13 protein-coding genes are annotated in these 20,837 nt (G+C 68.8%); 5 read left to right on the top strand and 8 right to left on the bottom strand.

Annotated features, from left to right (window positions below):
* Positions 1-2 precede the first annotated feature (2 nt).
* From ACQPYY_RS20310 to ACQPYY_RS20300, 3 genes are read right to left on the bottom strand one after another with little or no spacing between them, the layout of a single operon-like run.
* A complete protein-coding gene (locus tag ACQPYY_RS20310; protein ID WP_433590570.1) occupies positions 3-653 on the bottom strand; it encodes a PIG-L deacetylase family protein in 651 nt (216 codons plus the stop codon).
* Positions 650-1,432, bottom strand: a complete 783-nt coding sequence (locus ACQPYY_RS20305; protein ID WP_379104099.1) for a sugar phosphate nucleotidyltransferase — start codon at positions 1,430-1,432, stop codon at positions 650-652. Before ACQPYY_RS20305 ends, ACQPYY_RS20310 begins: the two co-directional genes overlap by 4 nt.
* A gap of 5 nt (positions 1,433-1,437) precedes the next feature.
* The gene (locus ACQPYY_RS20300; protein WP_379104943.1) at positions 1,438-2,694 is read right to left on the bottom strand and encodes a methyltransferase domain-containing protein; all 1,257 of its coding nucleotides are present in this window, start codon (positions 2,692-2,694) and stop codon (positions 1,438-1,440) included.
* A 519-nt stretch (positions 2,695-3,213) separates the two neighbouring features.
* On the opposite strand from ACQPYY_RS20300, the gene ACQPYY_RS20295 reads away from it, so the two are divergent.
* Both ACQPYY_RS20295 and ACQPYY_RS20290 read left to right on the top strand, forming a co-directional pair.
* Positions 3,214-4,725, top strand: coding sequence for a sugar transferase (locus tag ACQPYY_RS20295; protein WP_433590569.1), 1,512 nt, complete (start codon positions 3,214-3,216; stop codon positions 4,723-4,725).
* Between the two features lie 111 nt (positions 4,726-4,836).
* Complete coding sequence (locus tag ACQPYY_RS20290) at positions 4,837-9,309, top strand: caspase, EACC1-associated type (protein WP_433590568.1); 4,473 nt, start codon at positions 4,837-4,839, stop codon at positions 9,307-9,309.
* A gap of 7 nt (positions 9,310-9,316) precedes the next feature.
* On the opposite strand, the gene ACQPYY_RS20285 is transcribed toward ACQPYY_RS20290, so the two are convergent.
* Entirely contained in the window at positions 9,317-9,772 is a 456-nt protein-coding gene (locus tag ACQPYY_RS20285) for a nitroreductase/quinone reductase family protein (RefSeq protein ID WP_379104093.1), read from the bottom strand.
* A gap of 73 nt (positions 9,773-9,845) precedes the next feature.
* Entirely contained in the window at positions 9,846-13,121 is a 3,276-nt protein-coding gene (locus ACQPYY_RS20280) for a BTAD domain-containing putative transcriptional regulator (RefSeq protein ID WP_433590567.1), read from the bottom strand.
* A 101-nt stretch (positions 13,122-13,222) separates the two neighbouring features.
* Between ACQPYY_RS20280 and ACQPYY_RS20275 the strand changes: the two genes are divergently transcribed.
* The 3 genes from ACQPYY_RS20275 (at position 13,223) to ACQPYY_RS20265 (ending at position 16,019) form a co-directional block, all read left to right on the top strand.
* On the top strand, positions 13,223-13,897 hold the full coding sequence (locus ACQPYY_RS20275; RefSeq protein ID WP_433590566.1) for a hemerythrin domain-containing protein: 675 nt from the start codon (positions 13,223-13,225) through the stop codon (positions 13,895-13,897).
* Between the two features lie 92 nt (positions 13,898-13,989).
* The gene (locus tag ACQPYY_RS20270) at positions 13,990-15,216 is read left to right on the top strand and encodes a cytochrome P450 (RefSeq protein WP_379104087.1); all 1,227 of its coding nucleotides are present in this window, start codon (positions 13,990-13,992) and stop codon (positions 15,214-15,216) included.
* Positions 15,217-15,290: 74 nt separating this feature from the next.
* Entirely contained in the window at positions 15,291-16,019 is a 729-nt protein-coding gene (locus ACQPYY_RS20265; protein WP_379104085.1) for a TetR/AcrR family transcriptional regulator, read from the top strand.
* A gap of 69 nt (positions 16,020-16,088) precedes the next feature.
* Here ACQPYY_RS20265 and ACQPYY_RS20260 read toward each other — a convergent pair whose 3' ends face one another.
* The 3 genes from ACQPYY_RS20260 to ACQPYY_RS20250 all read right to left on the bottom strand — a co-directional run bounded on the left by ACQPYY_RS20260 (position 16,089) and on the right by ACQPYY_RS20250 (position 20,806).
* Positions 16,089-16,895: a tyrosine-protein phosphatase gene (locus tag ACQPYY_RS20260; protein ID WP_433590565.1), complete on the bottom strand. Its 807-nt coding sequence runs from the start codon at positions 16,893-16,895 to the stop codon at positions 16,089-16,091.
* Between the two features lie 136 nt (positions 16,896-17,031).
* Positions 17,032-19,299: an MMPL family transporter gene (locus ACQPYY_RS20255; protein ID WP_433590564.1), complete on the bottom strand. Its 2,268-nt coding sequence runs from the start codon at positions 19,297-19,299 to the stop codon at positions 17,032-17,034.
* A gap of 115 nt (positions 19,300-19,414) precedes the next feature.
* Positions 19,415-20,806 (bottom strand): threonine/serine ThrE exporter family protein, encoded by a 1,392-nt coding sequence (locus ACQPYY_RS20250; RefSeq protein WP_379104939.1) that lies wholly within the window; start codon positions 20,804-20,806, stop codon positions 19,415-19,417.
* Between the last annotated feature and the right edge of the window lie 31 nt (positions 20,807-20,837).

Genomic DNA, 20,837 nt, shown 5'->3' with positions numbered 1-20,837 from the left:
GACTACGCACCTCCGAAAGTGATGACGGCCTTCTCGAGCAGAAACGCCTCGGCGTGCCGGGCGCGGCACTGCACCCCGCGCAGCCGCGAGAGGGCCAGGAAGGACTGCTCATCGAACCAGTCCCGATTGTGTTGTGAGGGATAGTGTTTCAGCAACAGGGCGGCCTTGGCCTCGGCCAGCCCCTCGGCGAGCGGATGGAACACCGCGGGCTGCGGAGTGTCGGTCTCCCACTTGAGTATTTCGTAGCCGAGCACCAGATGGTCGCGAAATTCCCCGGGGGCCAGCTCGGCCAGCAGCCGGTGGTCCTGGTGGGCGTCGCCGCGATGTGGGGCGAAGACCACCTGCGCCGCGCCGTGGCGGGCCAGCGCGGCGACCGCCTGCTTGGCCCGCGCCCAATGCGCGGGGGCGTAGCCGTCGGGGATGTCGAGAATGGTGAGATCGAGTTCCGCTCCCGGACAGAAGGATTCGAGCGCCGCGCGCTCCTCGTCGGCCCGCTCGGTGCCCGCGCCGGTCAGCACCAGCGCCCGCACCCGCAGACCGGGGCGCGCCCGCGCCAGCGTCAGCAGGGTGCCACCCATTCCGATGGCCAGATCATCGCAATGGGCGGCCAGCAGCGCGATCTCGGTGATCGCGCCGGTGTCGAAGCCGATCATGCGCCGGGACGCTCCCACACCATCCACGGGCGATCGCCCTGCTGATAGCCGGTGTCGAGCTCGGCGCGCTCCTTGAAGGTGTCGGCGGGCTTCCAGAAGCCGTGATGCTGATACCCGAACAGCCGGCCCTGCCCGGCCAGCGCGCCGCAGGCGTCCTCCACCAGGTCCCCGCCGGGCGGCAGGTGGTCGAAGATCTCCTGGGTCAGCACGAAGTAGCCGCCGTTCTCCCAGATCGGCAGCTGCGAGACCGGGGTGATGTTCTTGACCTCGCCCGCGGAGTTCACGTCCACACAGTGGAAGGAGGACTGCGGCGGCACGATCATCATCGACGCCGCCGCCCCGGAATCCTGGAACTGTTCGATCATCTCGTCCAGCGGGGCATCGGTCAGCACATCGGCGTAGTTGGCCAGGAAGTACGGTTCGCCCTCGAGGTGGCCGCGCACCCGGCGCAGCCGCTCACCGATCGGCGACTCCACCCCGGTGTCGACGAAGGTGATGGTCCAGTCGCTGATGTCGGACTGCAGCAGCTCCACCGTGCCGCCGCGGATGACGAAGTCGTTGGACACCGACTCCTGATAGGTGAGGAAGAAGTTCTTGATGTGGGTGGCCCCGTAGCCCAGGCACAGGACGAAGTCCTTGTGCCCGAAGTGCGCGTAGTAGCGCATCACATGCCAGATCAGCGGGCGCGGGCCCACCATCTGCATGGGCTTGGGGATGACGTCCTCGGTTCCGTTGCGCATGCGCATGCCGTAACCGCCGCAGAACAGTACGACCTTCACGAGCTTTACCTTTCGGCAGGTGTGGATGCGGCGGCGTCATCGAGCGTCGCATGATGAAGATGGGGGAGCGGGTAGACGATCTCGCCGCCCCGCTCGAGGACGTGACGCAGTTGCGCGGTGATCTCGCGCTCGAGATTCCACGGCAGCACCAGCACCACCTCGGGGCGATCGGCGTCGATCCGCTCCGGTTCGTGTATCGGGATGCGGGTGCCGGGCGTGAACCGCCCGTGCTTGTAGGGGTTGCGGTCGACCGTGTACTCCAGCAGGTCGGTCCGGATGCCGCAGTAGTTGAGGAGGGTGTTGCCCTTGCCGGGAGCGCCGTAGCCGACCACCCGCTTGCCGGAGGCCTTGGCGTCCAACAGGAATCGCAGCAGATCCTGGCGCACCCGCTCGGTGTCGGGGCGCAGCTCCAGGTAGCCGGCGACCTCGTGCAGCCCGGCGTCGGCCTCGAGGCGCAGGACCTCGGCGACCCGATCGGTGGGGGTGCCCACGCCCTGCGGTCGAGCCCAGATGCGCAGGGAGCCACCGTGTGTGCCGATCAGCTCACAGTCGACCACCTCGAGTCCCGCGGTGGCCAGGGCGCGCTGGGCGGACAGCAGTGTGTAGTACTGGAAGTGCTCGTGATAGATGGTGTCGAACTGGGCCAGCGCCACCAGGTTCAGCGCGTGGTGCACCTCGATCGACAGCCAGCCGTCGTCGGCCATGAGCGCGCGCAGCGAGCGGGTGAAGCCGAGCAGATCCGGGATATGGGCATAGACATTATTGGCCACCACCAGATTTGCCGGTCCGCGCTCGGCCGCCACCCGGGCGGCCAGCTCCTCGTCGAGGAAGCCCGTTTCGGTTGGTACGCCTTTGTTCCGCGCTGCCGCACCGACATTCACCGACGGCTCGATACCCAGGCAGGGGATACCGGCGGCCACCGCGTGCTGCAGGAGATAGCCGTCGTTGCTCGCCACCTCAATTATGAAACAATTGTCGTTCAGTTTTAGCTGTTCGATTGCTTGGTCGACGAAGAGTTTTGCGTGCCGGACCCAGCTGTCCGAGAATGACGAAAAGTAGGCATATTCGGTGAATGTCTCTTCCGGAGTGATCAGAGCCGGAATCTGTAGCAGCAGACAGTTTTCGCAGAGCCGCAGGTGCAGCGGATATGTCGCTTCTGGCAGATCCAGCTCGTCGGCGGTGAGAAACTTCTCGCAGGGCGGCGTGGCGCCTAGATCGAGAACGCTGAGCAATCGATTCGAATCGCAAAGACGGCATTGCACGAAGTTTCCCCACCTTTCACCGAGCCCGGGCTGCCCGCGCAGCGCCGGGTGACCAGTGGGTCGGCTCGGTTCGGCCATACGTTACAACAGGATTGCGCGGCGCTCCGGGGCCCGACGACGGACCGATAGTGCCAAAACAACTGTAAATTTGCGACCCGCAGAACCCGGCGTCCGGGCGGCAACCCGTCGAGCCTTGCGCCGCAAGGGTTTCGACCAGCTCACACGGTGTGGCTTGCGTAGTTCAACCTGCGATTTTGCGAATAGGGGAAATAGGGGGATCGGTGGGGGGAACCGGTCAGGTTCCTATCCGTTACTTTCCGGAAACGTTGAGGCCGTGCGAGATTGGGGGTGTATGACATCCGGGGTGTGTAACATTCGCCTTCTGGCCGCCGAAAGACTCGGCGGCATCATCGGTTGTCATGGTCTGAAAGCCCTTGGGAAACCGGCGTCAGCCTGGTCGTGGAACTGATCAGCGGGGATCGGAACCGAGTTCTCCCGTGGGGGAGGTGCGTTCGTTTCATGTCGTATGAAATTTCTGCCGGTCGCGCCGTGCGCGTGTACCGGCCACCGCGTCCCGAGCCGCGCTCGGATCGTGAACGCTGGCAAGCGGATTACGCCAGTCGGCTATTTATCAGCGACCTGTGCGTACTAATCCTATCCGTCGGTTTCGCTCAGTGGATTCGTTTCGGCGGATCCGGCGCCGAGCCCCCGTTGGCGTCCCAACTTCCACTCGAGGTTCGCTACACGATGGTGTCCGCCGTGCTGGCGCTGGCATGGTCGGTGACGCTGGCCCTCAGCGGCACCCGCTCGCCGCGCGTGATCGGTAGTGGCACAGAGGAATACCGGCGCGTGGTGTCCGCGTCGCTCAAGCTCTTCGGCGGAATAGCTATTGCTTCGCTACTGCTGCGCGTGGATATCGCTCGCGGGTACCTCGCGATCGCCCTGCCGCTCGGCATGGTGTTGCTCATGGTGGAACGGCGGATCTGGCGGCGCTGGGTCGCGGGCCGGCGCGCCCGCGGCGCCTACCGCACCGCCATGCTGGTGGTCGGCAGTCCCGAGGCGGCGCGAGCGATGGTGTCGGCCTTCTCGCTGGACCGTGACTCCGGCTATCAGGTGATCGGGGTCTGCACCCGCGCCGAGGGAGCGCTGGCGGAATCGGTGCTCGAGGTCGGCGGCCGGGAAGTCCCGGTGGTCGCAGGCGATCACGATGTCATCGACGCCGTGCGGCGCACCGGGGCGGACACCGTCGCGGTGACCGCTACGGACAATCTCGGGCCCGCCGACTTCCGCCGCATGGCATGGGAACTCGACGAACTCGGGGCCGAGCTGATCGTGACGCCCGGCCTGGTCGACATCGCGGGCACCCGGCTCACCCACCGGGTCGTCGCGTCCATGCCGATGCTGCACGTGGAGAAGCCGCAATACGACCGGGCGAAGTCGATTCGCAAGGGCGTGTTCGACTTCTGCTTCGCCGTCACCGCCCTGCTGGCCATCGCACCCGCGCTGGCCATGATCGCGCTCGCGGTGAAGCTGTCCAGCCGCGGCCCGATCTTCTACCTGTCCGAGCGGATCGGCCGGGACGGGCAACCGTTCCGGATGATCAAGTTCCGCAGCATGTACGCCGACGCCGAATCACACATCACCGCCCTCATCGACAGCAATGGCGGCAACCCGCTGTTCTTCAAGGTCCGCGACGATCCGCGCGTCACCGCCGTCGGCAAGGTGATCCGCAAGTACTCCCTCGACGAGCTGCCGCAGTTCTTCAATGTGCTGCGCGGCGAGATGAGCATCGTCGGCCCCCGGCCGCAGGTGCAGCGGGAGGTCGACTCCTACGACGGCGTCATGCGACGGCGTCTGCTGGTGAAGCCGGGCGTCACCGGGTTGTGGCAGGTGAGCGGTCGCTCCGACCTCACGCCCGAGGACGCCATGCGCCTGGATCTGTCCTATGTCGAGAACTGGTCCATGGTGCTGGATCTCTTGCTGATCGCGAAGACGATCGGCGCGGTGACCCGCGGCGAGGGCGCGTACTGAGGCAAGCGACCAATACGTAAGGCGCGCATCGCATCCAGCGGTGCGCGCCTTTCGATTCATCCCATGGCAGACTCTCTGGAACAGTGACGTACGGGGGAAGGACACGGGAGGATGACGCTTCCAGATCCGGAAGCCTCGCGCGCGATCCTCATCGGAACCGCGCGCTACGCCCCGGATTCCGGCTTCGAATCCTTCCCCGCGGTGGAGCGCAGTCTGCTCGACTTCGCCGAATTCCTGCGTGGCGAAACGGGACTGCCGGCGGATCACATCGATGTGGTTCTCGACCCCGGCGACAGCACGACCATCGCGGCCCGGGTCACCGCCGCCGCGCGCGCCGCGACCGGGCTGCTGCTCGTCTACTACGTCGGCCACGGGGTCGCGGTCGACAACCAGTTGCATCTGACCCACACGGGTTCCCGCTCGGCCGACGCCGATGTCACCGCGCTGCCGTATCCGGTGCTGCGGTCGCGGATCAAGTCCAACGCGCGCGGCCCCGTCGTCGTGATTCTCGACTGCTGCCACAGCGGAAGAGCCTTCGGCCGCGACGTTCTCGCCGGTGAGGGCGAGCCGTTGCGGGAGGCCACCGATATCGACGGCGCGTTCGTCCTCACCGCCACCGACGAGAAGACCAAGTTCGCGCGGGCCACGGGGGGCGGCGGCCGCACCGCCTTCACCGGCATGATGCTCGACACCCTGCGCGCCGGGGTGCCGACGGCCGACCGGTACCTCACCATGACCGTCCTGTTTCGCGAACTTCGCACTCGGCTGCCGGCTGCGAGCATGCCGAAACCGAAGGCGCTGGAACGAGGCACGGCGGGACGAATCGCGCTGGCCGCCAATGCCGGATGGACCGGCCGCACCGAACCCGCCACTCTGCCCGGCATCGGCGATACCCCGTATCGGGCCACCATCCGCGACATCGCGCCCGCGGAGGGCCTGTCCGATCGCGACGCGGAGTTGGCCGAACTCGCCGACTTCTGCGCCGGCGACGAGGCCTACCTGTGGTGGCGGGCCGGACCGTGGGCGGGCAAGACGGCCCTGATGTCCTGGTTCGCCCTGAATCCGCCGCCGGGGGCGCGGGTGGTGGCCTTCTTCATCACCTCGCGCATGGCTGATCAGGACGATCATCGGGCGTTCACCGACGCTGTGCTGGAACAGCTCTCGGCACTGCTGCCGGATCAGGCCGCCACCGTGGCCAGCGCGACCGGGAGCCGGGACGGGCTGCGCCGCCACATGCTCGCGCTGGCCGGCGAACGGGCGGCGGAGGTCGGGCATCGGATCGTGCTGCTGGTCGACGGGCTCGACGAGGATCGCGGCCGGACCAGCATCGCCTCGTTGCTACCGAAGAATCCCGGACCCGGACTCCGGGTCCTCGTCTCCGGGCGGCCCAATCCCGCACTCCCGCTGGATGTTCCCGCCACCCATCCGCTCCGGCACTGCCGCCGCCGCGAACTCGGACCCTCGGCCAAGGCCTTCGACATCCGCGACGCCGCGCAGCTGGAACTGCGGGGGATTCTCGAACGCTCCGACGCCGACCAGCAGATTCTCGGACTGGTGACCGCGGCGCGCGGACTGACCCGCGCCGAGCTCGAGGATCTGACCGGGTGGCCGCCGTTCCGCATCGAGACCATCCTGTCGGGCGTCACCGGGCGCACCTTCCGGGTCCGGTCCAGCCGGTTCGGGTCCGACCACGTGTACCTGCTCGCGCACGAGACCTTGCAACGCGAGGCCGAAGCGACGCTGGGCCGCGCGCTCCTCGCGGAATATCGAAACCGGTTCCACGCCTGGGCCGACCGCTTCCGCGACCGCGGGTGGCCGGTGGAGACGCCGACGTATCTGCTGACGCGATACTTCTCGATGCTGCGCAGGCACGGCGACATGGTGCGGATGACCGAACTCGCCCTCGACACCGCCCGCCACGATCGGCTCCTGCTGCTGTCCGGCAGCGACCAGATCGCACGGACCGAGATCGCGACCGTGTCGGGTGTCTGGCTCGAACAGCGGGATCCGGACCTGGTCGCGGTCGGCGAACTCGCCCTGCGGCGGCACCGGCTGACTCGGCGCGGGCGCGACATTCCCGCGAAATTGCCTGCGGCACTGGCCGGCATGGGTGAAGTCGTTCGCGCGCGGAGCCTGGCGGACGGCCTGCTGGACCCGCACCGCCGCCTGCGCGCCCGGATCGGCGTCGCCTCGACTCGGTTTCTCCGGGACGATCCGCCGCACAATCGGGCCGTGATCGACTCGCTGCGGGAGTCGGAGACCGCTGTGGTGCGCGACGCGGATCTCGCTCGCCTCGTCGAGGCCCTGATCGCCGTCCCCGATATCGAGAGCGCCGAACTACTGGCCGACGAGATCACCACTCCCGTGGAACGGGTTCGAGTACTCGCGCAACTGATTCCGGCCTGGCGAGCACTGGGCCGTGAGGACGCGATCTCGGCGGCGAAGACCGAGATCGACCGCCACGTGGTGTGGGCGCGCACCGCGGAACGCGACGAGGTGCTGCGGCCGGCGGTGCGCGCCTACGCGGCGCTGGACGAGCACGACCGCGTCGAGGAGCTGAGCGGAGCCACCGAATCCGTCGGGGTGCGGGTGGTCGCCCTGGCGGCGATCACGCGTTCCCTCGTCTCGCAGGGCGACGCCGAATCCGCTGCCCGCCACATGCGGTCGATCCGGTCCTCGCTTGCGCCGATCAGCAGCACAGTGGTCCGGTCGCACACGCTGGCCGCCATCGCCGAGGATCTCGTCGCGGCCGGATTCGCCGAAGTGCTACGTGCGGAGGCCGATGCCGTGCTGGTCGACATCGAGGCCTGGCAGGCCCAGCTGGAGGCGTCGGACACCGGGTTCGACGCCGCGTTCAACGACGCGATCAGCGGAATCGCCGACTATCCCTGGGGTCATATCGAGGCCGCGGTCGTGCAGCTGGCCGAGTGCCTCGTCGCGCTCGGGAACGCCGACCGCGTGCTCGCGCTGGCGCGCCGATTCACCCGGGGGACAGGCGGACTCGAGGTGGCGGTCCGAGCGGTGACCGCCCTGCTCGCGGCGGATCGGACGGCCGACGCCCGGCGGCTGGCCGCGGAGATCGAACTCCGCGCGTACCAGAGCATCGACCCGCGCGAGCGTGACCTGGTCCTGTACACGATGGTGCGGGCGCTGGCGGTCGCCGGGGAATGGACGCGCGCTGTCGCGGTGGCCGATCGGATCGATGGCGACGACCACCGGATCCTGGCCTTCACCTATCTCGGGACGCGGTCCGCCGAATCCGCGCCCAGCGGAGGCGTTTTCCTCGAACGAGCGATGAGTGCGATGCGCGTCGGGACCGCGTTGCCGAACGGCGGCTACCTGAGGACCGACCGGTCATTTCTCACCGTGCTCTTCGCCACCGACTGGCTCGGCTCGGCGGCGCCGGAGTCGAGCACCCCACTGGCCGACGTGGTCCGCGCGCTGCTGGCCGGGGCGGCGGTCGAGCGGGTGCGCGAGCTGACCGATCACCTCATCCTGATGTACCACGGCTCGCTAGATCCGGTGGACGGGCTGGCTCCGGGGCTGGGCAGCCTCGCGGTGCTGCTGGCCGAGACCGGTCAGCTCGCCATGGCCCGCGAGCTGATCGACGGAATCACCCTGCTCCCGGTGTGGTTGACCTCGCGGATGAGCGCGGGCGCGGGCATCTGGAGCGAACCCGCCACCGTCGCGGAGCTGATCGACGATGCCGAGCAGATCGCGGTGGCGCTGCGGATCATGGTCGAGGAAGGCGGCAGCGAACTCGCCGCCCTGGTCGCCGCGCTGGTGCGCGAGGACGCCGACCGGGCCGCGGCCGCACGCGATTCACCGGACCTGCTGACAAATCGTGTGGTGAGCGCTCTGTTCTCGGCGGCGCTCAGCGACGCCGACGCCGTGACCAGGCTGCTGACGAGCCGATGGATGACCCCCCTCGGCGAACAACGCGTGCTGTCGATGCTCGCGAGCTCGACCGCCCGCGCCGGCGCGGTGGACCGGGCCCTGGCGGTCGCCGAACAACTCACCGACGACCTCGCCCGATCCGTCGCGTACCGGGAGATCCTGGCCGCGCAGGTGAAGGCGGGACGCGAGCCCAATGTGCTGACCCGCCGCCATTCGATTCCGGTGATCGGAGAACGCATTCATGCCATGGCACAGGTGATTCCGGCGCTGACCGACGGTGGCCGATCGGAGCGCTCGAAGACGGCGCTGGCCGCCGCCACCCAGCTGCTCGCGCAGCTGCCCCCGGACGAGGTACGGGACCGCGCGGCCGCCCGGCTGATCGATGCCGCGCTCGCCATCGGCGAACTCGACCAGGCCGTCGAACTCGCCCGGGGCACCACCCGCGATCTGCGCGGCGAACTCCTCACCCGGATCGCCGACGGTCTGGTCCGCGCCTACCCCGACGTGCCGCCCGCCGACCAGGGCTTCGCCCGTCGCCGTATCCGCCGCCTCCTCGCCGAGGCGTGGAGCGTGGCCCCCTGGTCCTCGGTGCTGGACACCGTGGCCCGGTTCGATCCGGTCCTGCTGGTCGGCATCACCGACGAGGCGCTGCGACTGGACTCGCTGGAACGCATGACCACTCGGTGAACGGCGATCAGTAGCCGGCGCGCGGGGTCAGTTCGACGACGGGAATCACTCGGGCCGTGCGCTTCTGGTAGGTGGCGTACCCGGGGTAGGCCTCCAGGATCTGGGGCCAGCGGGCCTCGCGTTCGGCGGCGGACAGGACACGAGCCGTCATGGACTGCGAAGGACCGTGCTGGAAGGACACTTCCACCGACGGGTTGGCGGACAGGTTGTGGAACCAGGCCGGCGAGATGTCGTCGCCGCCGCGTGAGGCCACGAGCAGGTAGCGGGGTCCGTCCACGATCGGGACGGTCAGTACGACGGTGTGCGAGCGGCCGGTGCGCCGGCCGGTGGTGGTGAGGGTCAGGGTGGGCATGTTCTTGAAGCGGGTGCCGAACCGGCCGCCGCTGAGGTCGAGCAGGCGGCGGTGCAGCGTGGTCGAGGTCTTCAGGAACAGTTCGGTGGCGGTGCGGTGGAGGTCGGGCACGGCGGGCTCCTCGGTCGGTGGGACGGTCGGGAACAACGATCGAGCCACCCACTAGTAGACGACCAGTGACCGGTCAGTGGCCGAGGCGCGCCCGAGCGACGGTCATCCACCCGGGGTTTCCGCACGCCTGCGCGATTGCGAGGGCGGCGCGGTGGTGCTCGGCGGCCAGGGCGGCCTCGCCGCGCCGCGCCGCCAGATCGCCGAGCACGGTATCGACGGGACCGACGACATACGCGCCGGTGTCGGCGCCGCCCAGCCGACCCCGGTAGACCAGCAGGTCGGTGTAGGTCTCCGCCACCTCGCGCGGCGTGCCCAACTCCGCGACCACCATGCCGCGCAAGGTGAGGAAGAACGAGCGGAACCGGTCGTGGCGGACCGGTTGCGCTCGGCGCCACATCGATTCGGCGGCCGAGCGGTCACCGGCGGCGAGCAGCACGAGCACATGGAAATCCACGACGGCGTCCAACGACACCGCGTCGGCCTGCTCGATGAACGTCGTGATCGCCGGCGCCAGCTCACCCAGCCGCCCGCGGCCCAGATAGACCGTGAAAATGGCCATCAGCACGATGCCGTCCGCATTGAGAATGCCCGCGCCGGTGAGCAATTCACCGGCACGGAAATACTGGCGCTCGGCGTCGTCGGGGTCACCGGCGGCCAGCGCCAACAGCCCGCGGGCCATCGTGTTGGCCAGCTGGGCCTGCCGCCATTGATAGCGGTCGGCCGTCACCGTGGTCGCCCCGAGATGCTCGCGGGCCGCGGCCAGGTTTCCGACGGAGGCGGCGGCTTGCAGCGCGATGGTGTGGCCCAGCAGCTGATACGTGTGATCGCCGGTGCGCTGCCCGACCTCGATCAGCTCGGCGCCCAGCGCGCCGCGATCCGGGGTGTCGTACAACGAGGCCCGGGCCTGGAGCACCGGTGCGAGCAGGGTGTCGTCGCCCAGTTCACGGGCGATCGCCTCGGCCTCGGCCGCCGCCGGGCTCGCCTGTTCGCCTGCCTCGCCACCGATCTCGTCGACCAGCGCCACCAGCAATCGGCAGCGGTCGGCCGGGGACAGGCCGGGTAGACGCAGCGCGTTCTCCAGCCGGGCGACGATCGGGTGCTCGACCACGCCGTATTGCCGGTTCATCCACGGGGTCGGCGCGTCCCAGGCGGTGAAGGCCCGCACCACCAGGTCCGGACGCTCGGCATCCTCGGCCAGGCGCACCGCGTGGTCACGGGCGGCGCGCGCGGCGAGCGCGGACCCGGCGGAGAGGTGATCGTGACCGGCTCTGCCCAGCAAGGCGATTCGCTCGTCGACGGTCTCGTGGCGGGGGAGTCGCTCCAGCGCGGCGACCGCGCGTTCGTAACCGGTCGCGGCGACGTCGTAGGCGAAACGCCGCTCGGCTCGTTCGGCGGCGGCCGCCGCGTAGCGGGCGGCCCGCCGCGCCGTCTCCGAGGTCACCGATTCGCCGAAGTGGTGGGCCAGGGCGGTCAGATCGTCCGGGGCGATCTCCTCGAGGGCGGCCCCGATCCGGCGATGCCAGCGGTCGCGGCGTACCCGCGACAGGTCCCCGAGCAGGGTGTCGCGGACCAGGACGTGGGTGAAACGGGCACGGCCACTGGCGGGTTCGTCGAGCAGACCGGCCACGCTGCCCGCTTCGACCGCGTTGAGCACGTCCTCCTCACCCACCTCCGCGGCCCGCAGCAGCACCGCGAGATCGAACTCCCGGCCGATCACCGCGGCCAGGCGCAGCAGCGCCACATCGGTCTCCGGTAGGCGGGACAGTCTGCGGCGCAGCACATCTCGCACGCCCTCGGGCACCTCGGACGCGGCGACCAGTTCGCCTTCGCTGCGCAGCAGGCGTGCCGTCTCGGTGAGATAGAACGGGTTGCCGCCGGTGCGTTCGTGCAGCGTCGCCAGCACCGAGTCCGCCGGGGCGCTGCCGGTCAGCGCGGTGACGAGCCGGGCGCTGTCCTCGATGTCCAGGCCGCGCAGCTGGATTCGCGCACGGATCGTGGTCGCGAGACCGGCCAGGGCCTGCGTCAGCGCGGGCGGCGCCTCGTCGGGCCGGTAGCCGATCACGACGAACACCGGCGCGCGGGTGGCCGCCGCGGCGAGCAGGGCCGCGGTCTCGGCATCACAGCGGTGGACGTCGTCGAAGAGAATCGCCAGCGGTCCCTCGGCCGCGACGGCGGTCAGGTAGTCGCACACCGCACGGTGCAGCAGGAACCGGCCGTGCGCGCGGTCCGCCTCGGGTGCGCCCGCGGCGTCGGTGAGCAGGGGAGCCAGAGCGGGCGCGAGCCCGGCCGGGTCGTGCTCGGCGGCCAGGGCGCGCAGGATCTCGACCCAGGGCCACGCCGAAGGCGCGGCCTCGTCCTCGGGGCAATGACCCAGCACCACGCGATAACCCCCGTCCCGCAGGTCGTCGCGCAGCCGGCGCAGCAGCGAGGACTTGCCACTGCCCGCCTCACCCACCACGGTCGCCGTTCGCGGACCGGGAGACCCGGCGGCCGCGTGCAGTGTCGCGAGTTCGGTTGCCCGACCGAGGAACTCGGGGGCGACCGGACCCGGAACCGGATCGCGCGGCGGCGCGGGGACGGCGATCACCTGCTCCTGCACGGGGATTCGCTGGGCGAGGATGTCGGATTCGAGCCGGGTCAGCGCCGGTCCCGGATCGATGCCCAATTCCTCGGCGAGCACCTCGCGGGCCTGCCGCAGCGCCGCGAGCGCGTCGGCTTGGCGGCCCGCGCGATACCGGGCCAGCGCGGTGAGCCGCCACGCCTCCTCCCGCAACGGATGCTCCCGGCACAGCACCTCGGCCTCGGCCGCCGCCAGCGCCGGTTCGTCCTGTTCGAGCAGTGCCACGGCGAGCTGTTCCCGCGCGCTCAACCGCAGCTCCTCGAGTCGCACGGCCTCCGCGTTCGCCCAGGATTCCTGCGCGAACGCGCCGTACGCCGGACCCTGCCACGCTGCCAGCGCCCGCTCGAGCGCGTGCCGGCGTTCACGCGGATCGTCCAGTCGCGCAGCCGCGTTCAGGTCGGCGCCGAACGCCCAGGCGTCCACCTCGGCGGTGTCGAGTCGCAGCGCGTACCCGGGAGCGCGGCTGATCAGCACCGTCGCCGGTGTCCGCGGTGCGCGATCCGGTTCCAGTAGTCGCCGCAGATTGGAGACGTAAGCCTGGAGTGAGCCCAGCGCCCGCGGCGGCGGCTCGCCGCGCCACAGGTCATCGATCAACCGATCGACCGGCACCACGTCGCCCCCGGCGACCAGCAGTCGCGCCAGCACCCCGCGTTGTCGCGGCCCGCCGAGATCGAGTTCCCCGCGCTCGCCGGTCGCGGTCAGTGCACCGAGTACCCGAATCCGAACCATGATCGCGTAAGTCTAGGACGGCCGCCCCTAGTCCGCCTCGAGTCGATTCCAAGCGCGCCGAAGCATTCTCGGCGCAGTCACCGACCTCGACAGGAGCAGCCATGAGCACCGACCTCGCGCAGACCCGGCCCGACACCTACGACATGGTGGTCGTGCACAACGCCTTTCGCCGCCACTTCCGCGCCCTGCCCGCCCTGGCGGCCGGCGTCGCCCCGGGCGATGTCGAGCGCGCCCGCGTCCTGGCCGACTTCCTGGCCGAACTCGGCACCGGGCTGCACAGCCATCACACCGGCGAGGACGAACTGATGTGGCCGCTGCTGCTCGAACGCGCCCCGATGGCCGCCGCCCTGATCCTGCGCCTCGAGGAACAGCACGAACGCATCGCCGAACTCTCGACCCGCGCGCAGCGCGACGCCGCCGAGTTCGCCGCGGCCGCCGAGCCCGCCGCGCGAGATCGGTTCGCCGCCACCGCCGCCGCGCTCGCGGCCGCGTTGGACGAGCACCTCGCCGAGGAGGAGACTCACATCCTGTCGGTCGTCGAGCAGGTCATGACCGTGCCGGAGTGGCGGTCGCTCGGCGAACGCGGGCGCGCGCACATGCCCAAGGATCGCCAGCTGGTCTTCCTCGGCTTCCTCCTGCACGCCGCTTCGGCGCCCGATCGGCGCAAGGTTCTCGCGGAGCTCCCGCGCACCGCGCGCCTGGCGTGGCGGCTGCTCGGCCGCCGCACCTTCGATCGGGAGTATCGCCAGGTCTACGGCACCGAACCGAACTGGTGACAGATCAAATGAACGCTATTTAGTAATACGTGTTCACAAACCGGCCTGTGGTGTGGTTCACTCGACGTCGAACGTGTTCCAAAGGAGGTTCCGTGTCCGCGCCGTCCATTCCCAACGGTTTCGACTTCACCAACCCCGACCTGCTGGCCGAGCGCCTGCCGGTCGAGGAGTTCGCAGCTCTTCGCAAGCAAGCCGCTCCGTTCTGGGTGCCGCAGGCCGATGGCCTGACCGGCTTCGACGACGGCGGCTACTGGGCCATCTCCCAGATGGATGACATCAAGGAGATCTCCAAGAACCCCGAGCAGTTCTCCTCCGAGGAGAACACCGCGGTCATCCGCTTCTACGGCGACATCGCCCGCGAAGAGATCGAGGTGCAGCGCTACCTGCTGCTGAACATGGACCCGCCCAAGCACACCAAGCTGCGCCGCATCATCTCCAAGGGCTTCACCCCGCGTGCCATCGAGTCGCTGCGCAACGCCCTGCGCGAGCGCGCCGAGCGAATCGTGCACGAGGCCAAGAAGAACGGCTCGGGCAACTTCGTCGAGCAGGTCGCCTGTGAGCTGCCGTTGCAGGCCATCGCCGAGCTGATCGGCATCCCGCAGGAAGACCGCGGCAAGATCTTCGACTGGTCGAACCAGATGATCGGTTACGACGACCCGGAGTTCAACGGTGACCACAAGGTCGCCACCGCCGAGGTCATGGGCTACACCTACAACCTCGCCGAGCAGCGTCGCGCCTGCCCGATGGACGACATCGCCTCCACGCTGCTGCACGCCGACCTCGACGGCGAGTCGATGGCCTCGGACGAGTTCGCCTGGTTCATGATCCTGCTGTCGGTGGCCGGCAACGAGACCACCCGCAACGCCACCACGCACGGCATGAAGGCGTTCGTGGACAACCCGGACCAGTGGGAGATCTACAAGGAGCAGCGTCCGCGCACCGCTCCCGACGAGATCGTCCGCTGGGCCACCCCGGTCATCGCCTTCCAGCGCACCGCGACCGAGGACCTGGAGCTGTCGGGCGCCTCGATCAAGAAGGGGCAGCGCATCGGAATGTTCTACAGTGCGGCCAACTTCGACGAGAACCACTTCGAGGACCCGTACAAGTTCAACGTGCTGCGCAACCCGAACCCGCACGTCGGCTTCGGCGGCACCGGCACCCACTACTGCGTGGGCGCCAACCTGGCCCGGCTACAGCTGGATCTGATCTTCAACGCGATCGCCGACGTGATGCCGAACATCCGCCAGATCTCCGAGCCGGTCCGCCTGCGCTCCAGCTGGCTCAACGGCATCAAGAGCTGGGAAGTCGCCTACGAGTGAGCGATCAGGCCCCGGACGCGGTAACTTTTGATACCCCATCCGGGGCCCTGCTCGTTTCAACATTGGAGTCAACCATGAGTGAACCTCGCCGACGCGGACGAGCGCCGGCGGTCAGCGACGCCGATATCCGGCGCGTCGCGCGGTCACTACTGGTCGACCACGGCCCGGACGCGATCACGCTCCGGGCCATCGCCCGTGAACTGGGCATCACCGCCCCCGCGCTGTACCGCTATTACGAATCGCGCGACGACCTGGTCGCCGCCGTCCGCACCGACGTCTGCCTCGACCTGGCCAAGGACCTCGAGGCGTCGGTGGAGGGCCTGCCCGACGATGCCGGGGTCCGCTTCTTCGCCATCTGCCGCGGCTTCCGCCGCTGGGCGCTGGCCCACTCGCGCGAATTCACCCTGGTCTTCGCCTCCCCGGTCGCCGCCGGAATCACCAGCGCCATGCAGCAATTCGGCGAACCGGTCGGCCGTATCTTCCTCGGGGCCGCGGGCCGTTTGCTCACCGACTACCAGGTCGTGACCACGCCCACCGAGCTGATCCCGCCGGAACTGCGCGACGACCTGATCACCTTCCAGACGGAACTGCTTCGCGTGCTGGCGGATTCGGGCCAGAAGTTCCCCGCCGAGAAACTCGACCTCGGCGTCAGCTACGTCATGATCCAGTTCTGGGCCCGCCTCTACGGCCACGTCACCCTCGAGGTCTTCGGCAATTACCCGATCCAGATCTCGCACCCCGACGTGCTGTTCGACTCCACCCTGGCCGATATCGGCCGCGGCATCGGCCTCGTCGCGCGCTGACCCGGCGTCGCGAACCGTGGTGGCCCGCAACCGATCCGGTGACGGGCCGCCGGGGCGATCGCGGCTCGATCAGGCCAGCATCTTGGCTTTGAGCGCGGCGATGTCGGCCGCGGTCAGCCCGAGGCCGTTGCTCACGTAGCTGGCGAAGCTGCCGTAGGACTTGTTCGCCTGGTCGAAGGCCGAGTCGAGCTCGGCGGCGGTCACGCCATTGTTCACGTCGCCGGGGGCGGCGTTGCGGTAGAAGCTGGACAGCATGAAGTCGTAGTACACGGTGTCCTTGTCGACACCCAGCAGGGTCAGCAACACCGCGCCCGCCCAGCCGGTGCGGTCCTTGCCCGCCGTGCAGTGGAACAGGACGCCGCCGTTGTTGTACGCGATATCGCGGAGGACGTCGGCGAAGCCGGCGTTCGCGCCCGGCGAGGTGATGAACTGCGGGTACGCGTTCGCGGCCGACGACGCCGTGCTCAACCCCGCCAGCGGCGAGGCCCCGCCCATGATGTCGTCGTGGTGTTCGGCCGCCCCGGCGGGGATCTTGTCCGCGCCGTTGAGCAGCTGTTCGTAGTTGGTGCGCAGATCGTGCACCGAGACCACATTGTGCGCGGCCAGCGCGGCCACATCGGCGGTGGTCGCCGAACCCAGGGCGGCCGTGCGGAACACCAGATTGGTGCGGACGGTGTGACCGTCCGTAGTCCGATAACCGCCCACGTCGCGGGCATTCTGCACACCGGAGAGGTTCAACGAGCGCGCGGCCGGATCGAGCAGCACATTGGCGGTCGCCACCGGCGGATCGACCGCGAGTGCCAGACCCGGCGAGACCCCGAAGGTCAAGGCGGCGGCCAAAATCGCGGTCACACCGAGCGTGCGAGGTCGAATCATGAGGTATTCCCTTCGATAGAACGTCCCGGCACCCGCCGGTGCGTACAACACCGGGCCAGGACAGCCGGGAGCTTAGCTGACACTGTGTCTATCGAGTGGATACTTTGTTAGCGAATATCGGGTGTGGCTGAAAAGGTCAGACGCTGAGGCGCGAACCTCCTGCCGCGCCGACCATTTCGGCCACCGGGGGCTCGGCGGGGGCCGGTTCGTCCTCCAGGATCGGTTCGCTCAAGCCGATGCGCTGCTGGATGCGCTTCATCCAGGCCGGGGCCCACCAGCAGCGGTCGCCCAGCAGCTTCATCACCGCCGGGACCAGCATCATGCGCAGGACCGTGGCGTCGATGACGAGGGCCGCGATCATGCCGTAGGCGATGTACTGCATGAGGACCAGGTCGGAGAAGGCGAAGGCGCCGGTGACGACCAACAGGATCAGCGCCGCCGCGGTGATGATGCGGCCGGTGTGGGCGGTGCCGGAGCGGATCGCCTCCTCGGTGCTCGCGCCGCGGGCGCGGGCCTCGACCATCCGCGACAGGAGGAAGACCTCGTAGTCGGTGGAGAGGCCGTAGATGATGGCGATGATCAGGAACAGGATGTTCGCCTGAATCGGCTGCGGCGTGAAGTTGAGCAGCGTCGCGCCGTGGCCCTCGGTGAAGATCCAGGTCAGGATGCCGAGGGTCGAGCCCAGGCCCAGCACGCTCATCAGGGCGGCCTTGAGGGGCAGCACCAGGGAGCCGAAGGTCAGGAACATCAGGATCGTGGTCGCGGCCAGGACCAGGGCGATCATCAGGGGGAGACGGTCGAGCAGCGCGGCGATGGTGTCGTGCTGGACCGTGGGGACGCCGGTCACCATGAGGGTGGTGCCGTCGGCGGTCTCCAGATTGCGCAGGAAGTCGATCGTCTTGTCGTACTTGCTGGAATCGACCAGATACGCCTGGGTCCGGTAGATCGTCGGATCGGTCTGGGACCGGGTCGGGATCTCGAAACCCGAGGGCAGCAGGCCGGGAGCGAAGCTCGCGCGCTCCACCAGCGGACCCACCTCGGTGCTGTCACCGGTGACGATGATCAGTTCGATCGGGTCGGATTTGCGCAGTGGGAAATAGGTGTCGATCTCGTGCTGGGCCACCCGCACCGCATTGTCCGGCGGCAGATATTTCTCGCTGAAACCGCCGAACGCGATATTGCGCACCGGCAGGATCAGCACCAGCAGGCCGAGGATCAACAAGGCGGTGATCTTGCGCGGATGCCGCATCACCCAGGCGGTGCAGCGGCCCCAGAAGCTCTGCTCCACATCGCGGGCCGCGTCGGCGCGCCGGAATCGCTCGATCCCCAGGGCGTTCACCCGCGGGCCCAGGATCGCCAGCATCGCGGGCAGAATCGTGACGGCCGTGAACGCGGCCAGGCTGACCGTGGCGATCGCGCCGTAGGCGATGGACTTCAGGAAGCCCTGCGGGAACAACAGCATCCCGGCCAGACTCGCGACGATCATGGTCGCCGAGAACACCACCGTGCGGCCCGCCGTCGTCACCGAACGCCGCACCGCGGTCGGGGTGTCGTACCCGGCGGCCACTTCCTCCCGGAAACGGCTCACTATGAACAACGCGTAGTCGATGGCCAGGCCCAGCCCGATCATCGAAACGACCGGAGCGACGAACGAATTCACCTCGGCGACATTGGTGATCCCTCGCACGATGCCATTGGCGCCCAGAATTGTCAGCACACCGATCATGAGCGGCAGCGCCGCCGCGACCACGCCGCCGAAGATGAAGAACAACAGGATCGCGACGGCCGGGATCGCCAGCAATTCCATGCGATGGGTGTCGGCCGAGATGGTGTCGGTCAGCGCCGTCCCGATGGGTTGCAGCCCGCCGACCTTCACATCGATGCCCGGCACCGCGAACGCGTTCTTCACCTGCACGTAGTGCGCCGACAGCACGTCACCGGTCTCACCCTTGAGGGCGATGGAGGCGACCGCGCGCGTCTTGTCCTTGGTGGCGAGGCCCGACTGCGAGCCCAGGGTCGTGGTCACCCCGGGCCAGTAGGTGGCGTTGACCGCCTGCACCGCGTCGGGGAACCGCGTGGTGAGGTTGTTGAGACTGTCCACCACCGGCTGATTCACGGTGGGGTCGTCGACGGTCGTCCCGTCCGGAAAGTGATAGATGATGACCATGTCCGCGGCGTGATTCGGCCCGAACGCGCCCGCGGCCAGCTCCGCGGCCTGCACCGATTCCGAATTCGGGTCGTCCAGACCACCCGCGCTGAGGCGACCCTCGAACCCCAGCGAGTACGCGCCGAGGGCCAGCAGGGCGGCCGCGACCGCGGCCAATACGAGGAAGCGATAGCGGGCGACGAGTTGTCCCCATAGCGCGAAGACATCGCGTTCGCGCGGGCGGCGGCTCGTGGTCATACTGCACGGTAACAGGCATGATCAGAATTAATTAAAAGCCTTGTCTGGCAATACAATTAGAATTACGAGAAACGTGATTTCATGATAGATGAAAGGTATTTATCGAGGTCGCGAATCAACCGGCCGCGAGCCGGGGGCGGCGCAACGCGCCCATGCGGCGGATGATGCGCGGACGCCGCAGGTCACGGGCCATCCATTCGCCCAGGGTGACGCCCGCGGCCAGCGCCAGACCGACCGCGAACGCGCTGAACAATTGGTTCAGCCCGATCAGTAGTTCGTCATTGAGCAGCGCGTACAGCCCGCGATAGACCTTCAGGCCCGGCAGCAGGGGAGTGATGCCCGCGACCGCCACCACCAGCGGGGGCGTCAGCGCGCGCCGGGCGAGCAGGCCACCGGCCAGACCCACCACGGTGGCGGCCACGCCCGAGGACACGACCGGCCCGAATCCGAAATGCTGGGCCAGCAGATAGACCACGGTGGCCGCGCCACCGCTGAACGCGGCCGCCGCCAGCGCCCGCTGCTCGGCGTAACAGGCCAGGGCGAAAGCCCCGGAGGTCACCGCACCCGCGAACAGCTTGAGCGGCAGATTGGTCAGATCGCGGGTCGAGACCATCTCGACCGTCGGCACCGTCGCCTCGAACACCTCCGCCACCCGCAGTGTGAGCGCGATCCCGGCGATGATCCCGACGGTCATCATGATCACTTCCAACATGCGCGCCGACGCTGTCACCGGCGCCCCGGTGATCGCGTCCTCCACCGCGCCCACCAGTTGTAAACCGGCCAGCAACACCGCGATTCCGGCCGCGATGATCAACGCCGGATCCAGTCGCAGCCCGGCCGCGAAGGTGGACACCAAGACCGCGGGCGCCGCGGCGATGACGCCGCCCATCATGTGCTGGAAGAAGAACGGCAGCCCGCGCCGGTTCAACAGCCGGTTGGTGCGGTCGATGAGCATGGTGGTCACGAAACTCAGCAGCCCGATCAGCCAGCCGCCATTGAGCAACAGCGCCACGGCCGCGGCCATCAACGCCCAGCCCAGCGTCGCCGACCAGCGCGGGTACGGATGCGGCGCGGAGGTGATCTCGTCGAGGGCGGCGAGCGCGTCCTGCGGCGGCACCAGTTCGCGGCGGATGCGCCGGGTCAGCCGGTCCACCGCGGCGAGCCGGGTGAAGTCCAGCGACCGGTAGTGCACGACCCGCATGGTGGTGGCGGGCGGCAGCCGGGTGCCGCGGTCGGCGGAGATACGGATCGAGTTGTAGGTGACGTCGATATCACAGTGGGACAGCCCGTAGGTGGCGGCGATGAACTCGATCTGGGTGGTGGTGTCCATCACCGCCGTGCCCGATGCCAGCACGACTTCCCCGACCCGTTCGGCCAGATCCAGCACCTCGGTCACGGTCGCGTCGTCGGTGAGATCGATCGGCTGGACCGGGGCGGGCGCCTCCACGACGGTGTCCACGGTGGCGCGCTGATCAGCGACGACGTGATCGGAGACGGTGGTGAGCAGGCGGCGCCACCACCGGGTGCGCAGCCCCGCG

Source organism: Nocardia sp. CA-145437 (assembly GCF_050956485.1).
Classification (GTDB): Bacteria; Actinomycetota; Actinomycetes; order Mycobacteriales; family Mycobacteriaceae; genus Nocardia.
This window is presented reverse-complemented; position numbering and strand designations above follow the sequence as displayed.

Bases quoted from the DNA above. Each gene is read 5' to 3' on its own strand.
- ACQPYY_RS20310 (WP_433590570.1), bottom strand. From the start codon at position 653: ATGATCGGCTTCGACACCGGCGCGATCACCGAGATCGCGCTGCTGGCC.
- ACQPYY_RS20295 (WP_433590569.1), top strand. From the start codon at position 3,214: ATGTCGTATGAAATTTCTGCCGGTCGCGCCGTGCGCGTGTACCGGCCA.
- ACQPYY_RS20290 (WP_433590568.1), top strand. From the start codon at position 4,837: ATGACGCTTCCAGATCCGGAAGCCTCGCGCGCGATCCTCATCGGAACC.
- ACQPYY_RS20280 (WP_433590567.1), bottom strand. From the start codon at position 13,121: ATGGTTCGGATTCGGGTACTCGGTGCACTGACCGCGACCGGCGAGCGC.
- ACQPYY_RS20275 (WP_433590566.1), top strand. From the start codon at position 13,223: ATGAGCACCGACCTCGCGCAGACCCGGCCCGACACCTACGACATGGTG.
- ACQPYY_RS20265 (WP_379104085.1), top strand. From the start codon at position 15,291: ATGAGTGAACCTCGCCGACGCGGACGAGCGCCGGCGGTCAGCGACGCC.
- ACQPYY_RS20260 (WP_433590565.1), bottom strand. From the start codon at position 16,895: ATGATTCGACCTCGCACGCTCGGTGTGACCGCGATTTTGGCCGCCGCC.
- ACQPYY_RS20255 (WP_433590564.1), bottom strand. From the start codon at position 19,299: ATGACCACGAGCCGCCGCCCGCGCGAACGCGATGTCTTCGCGCTATGG.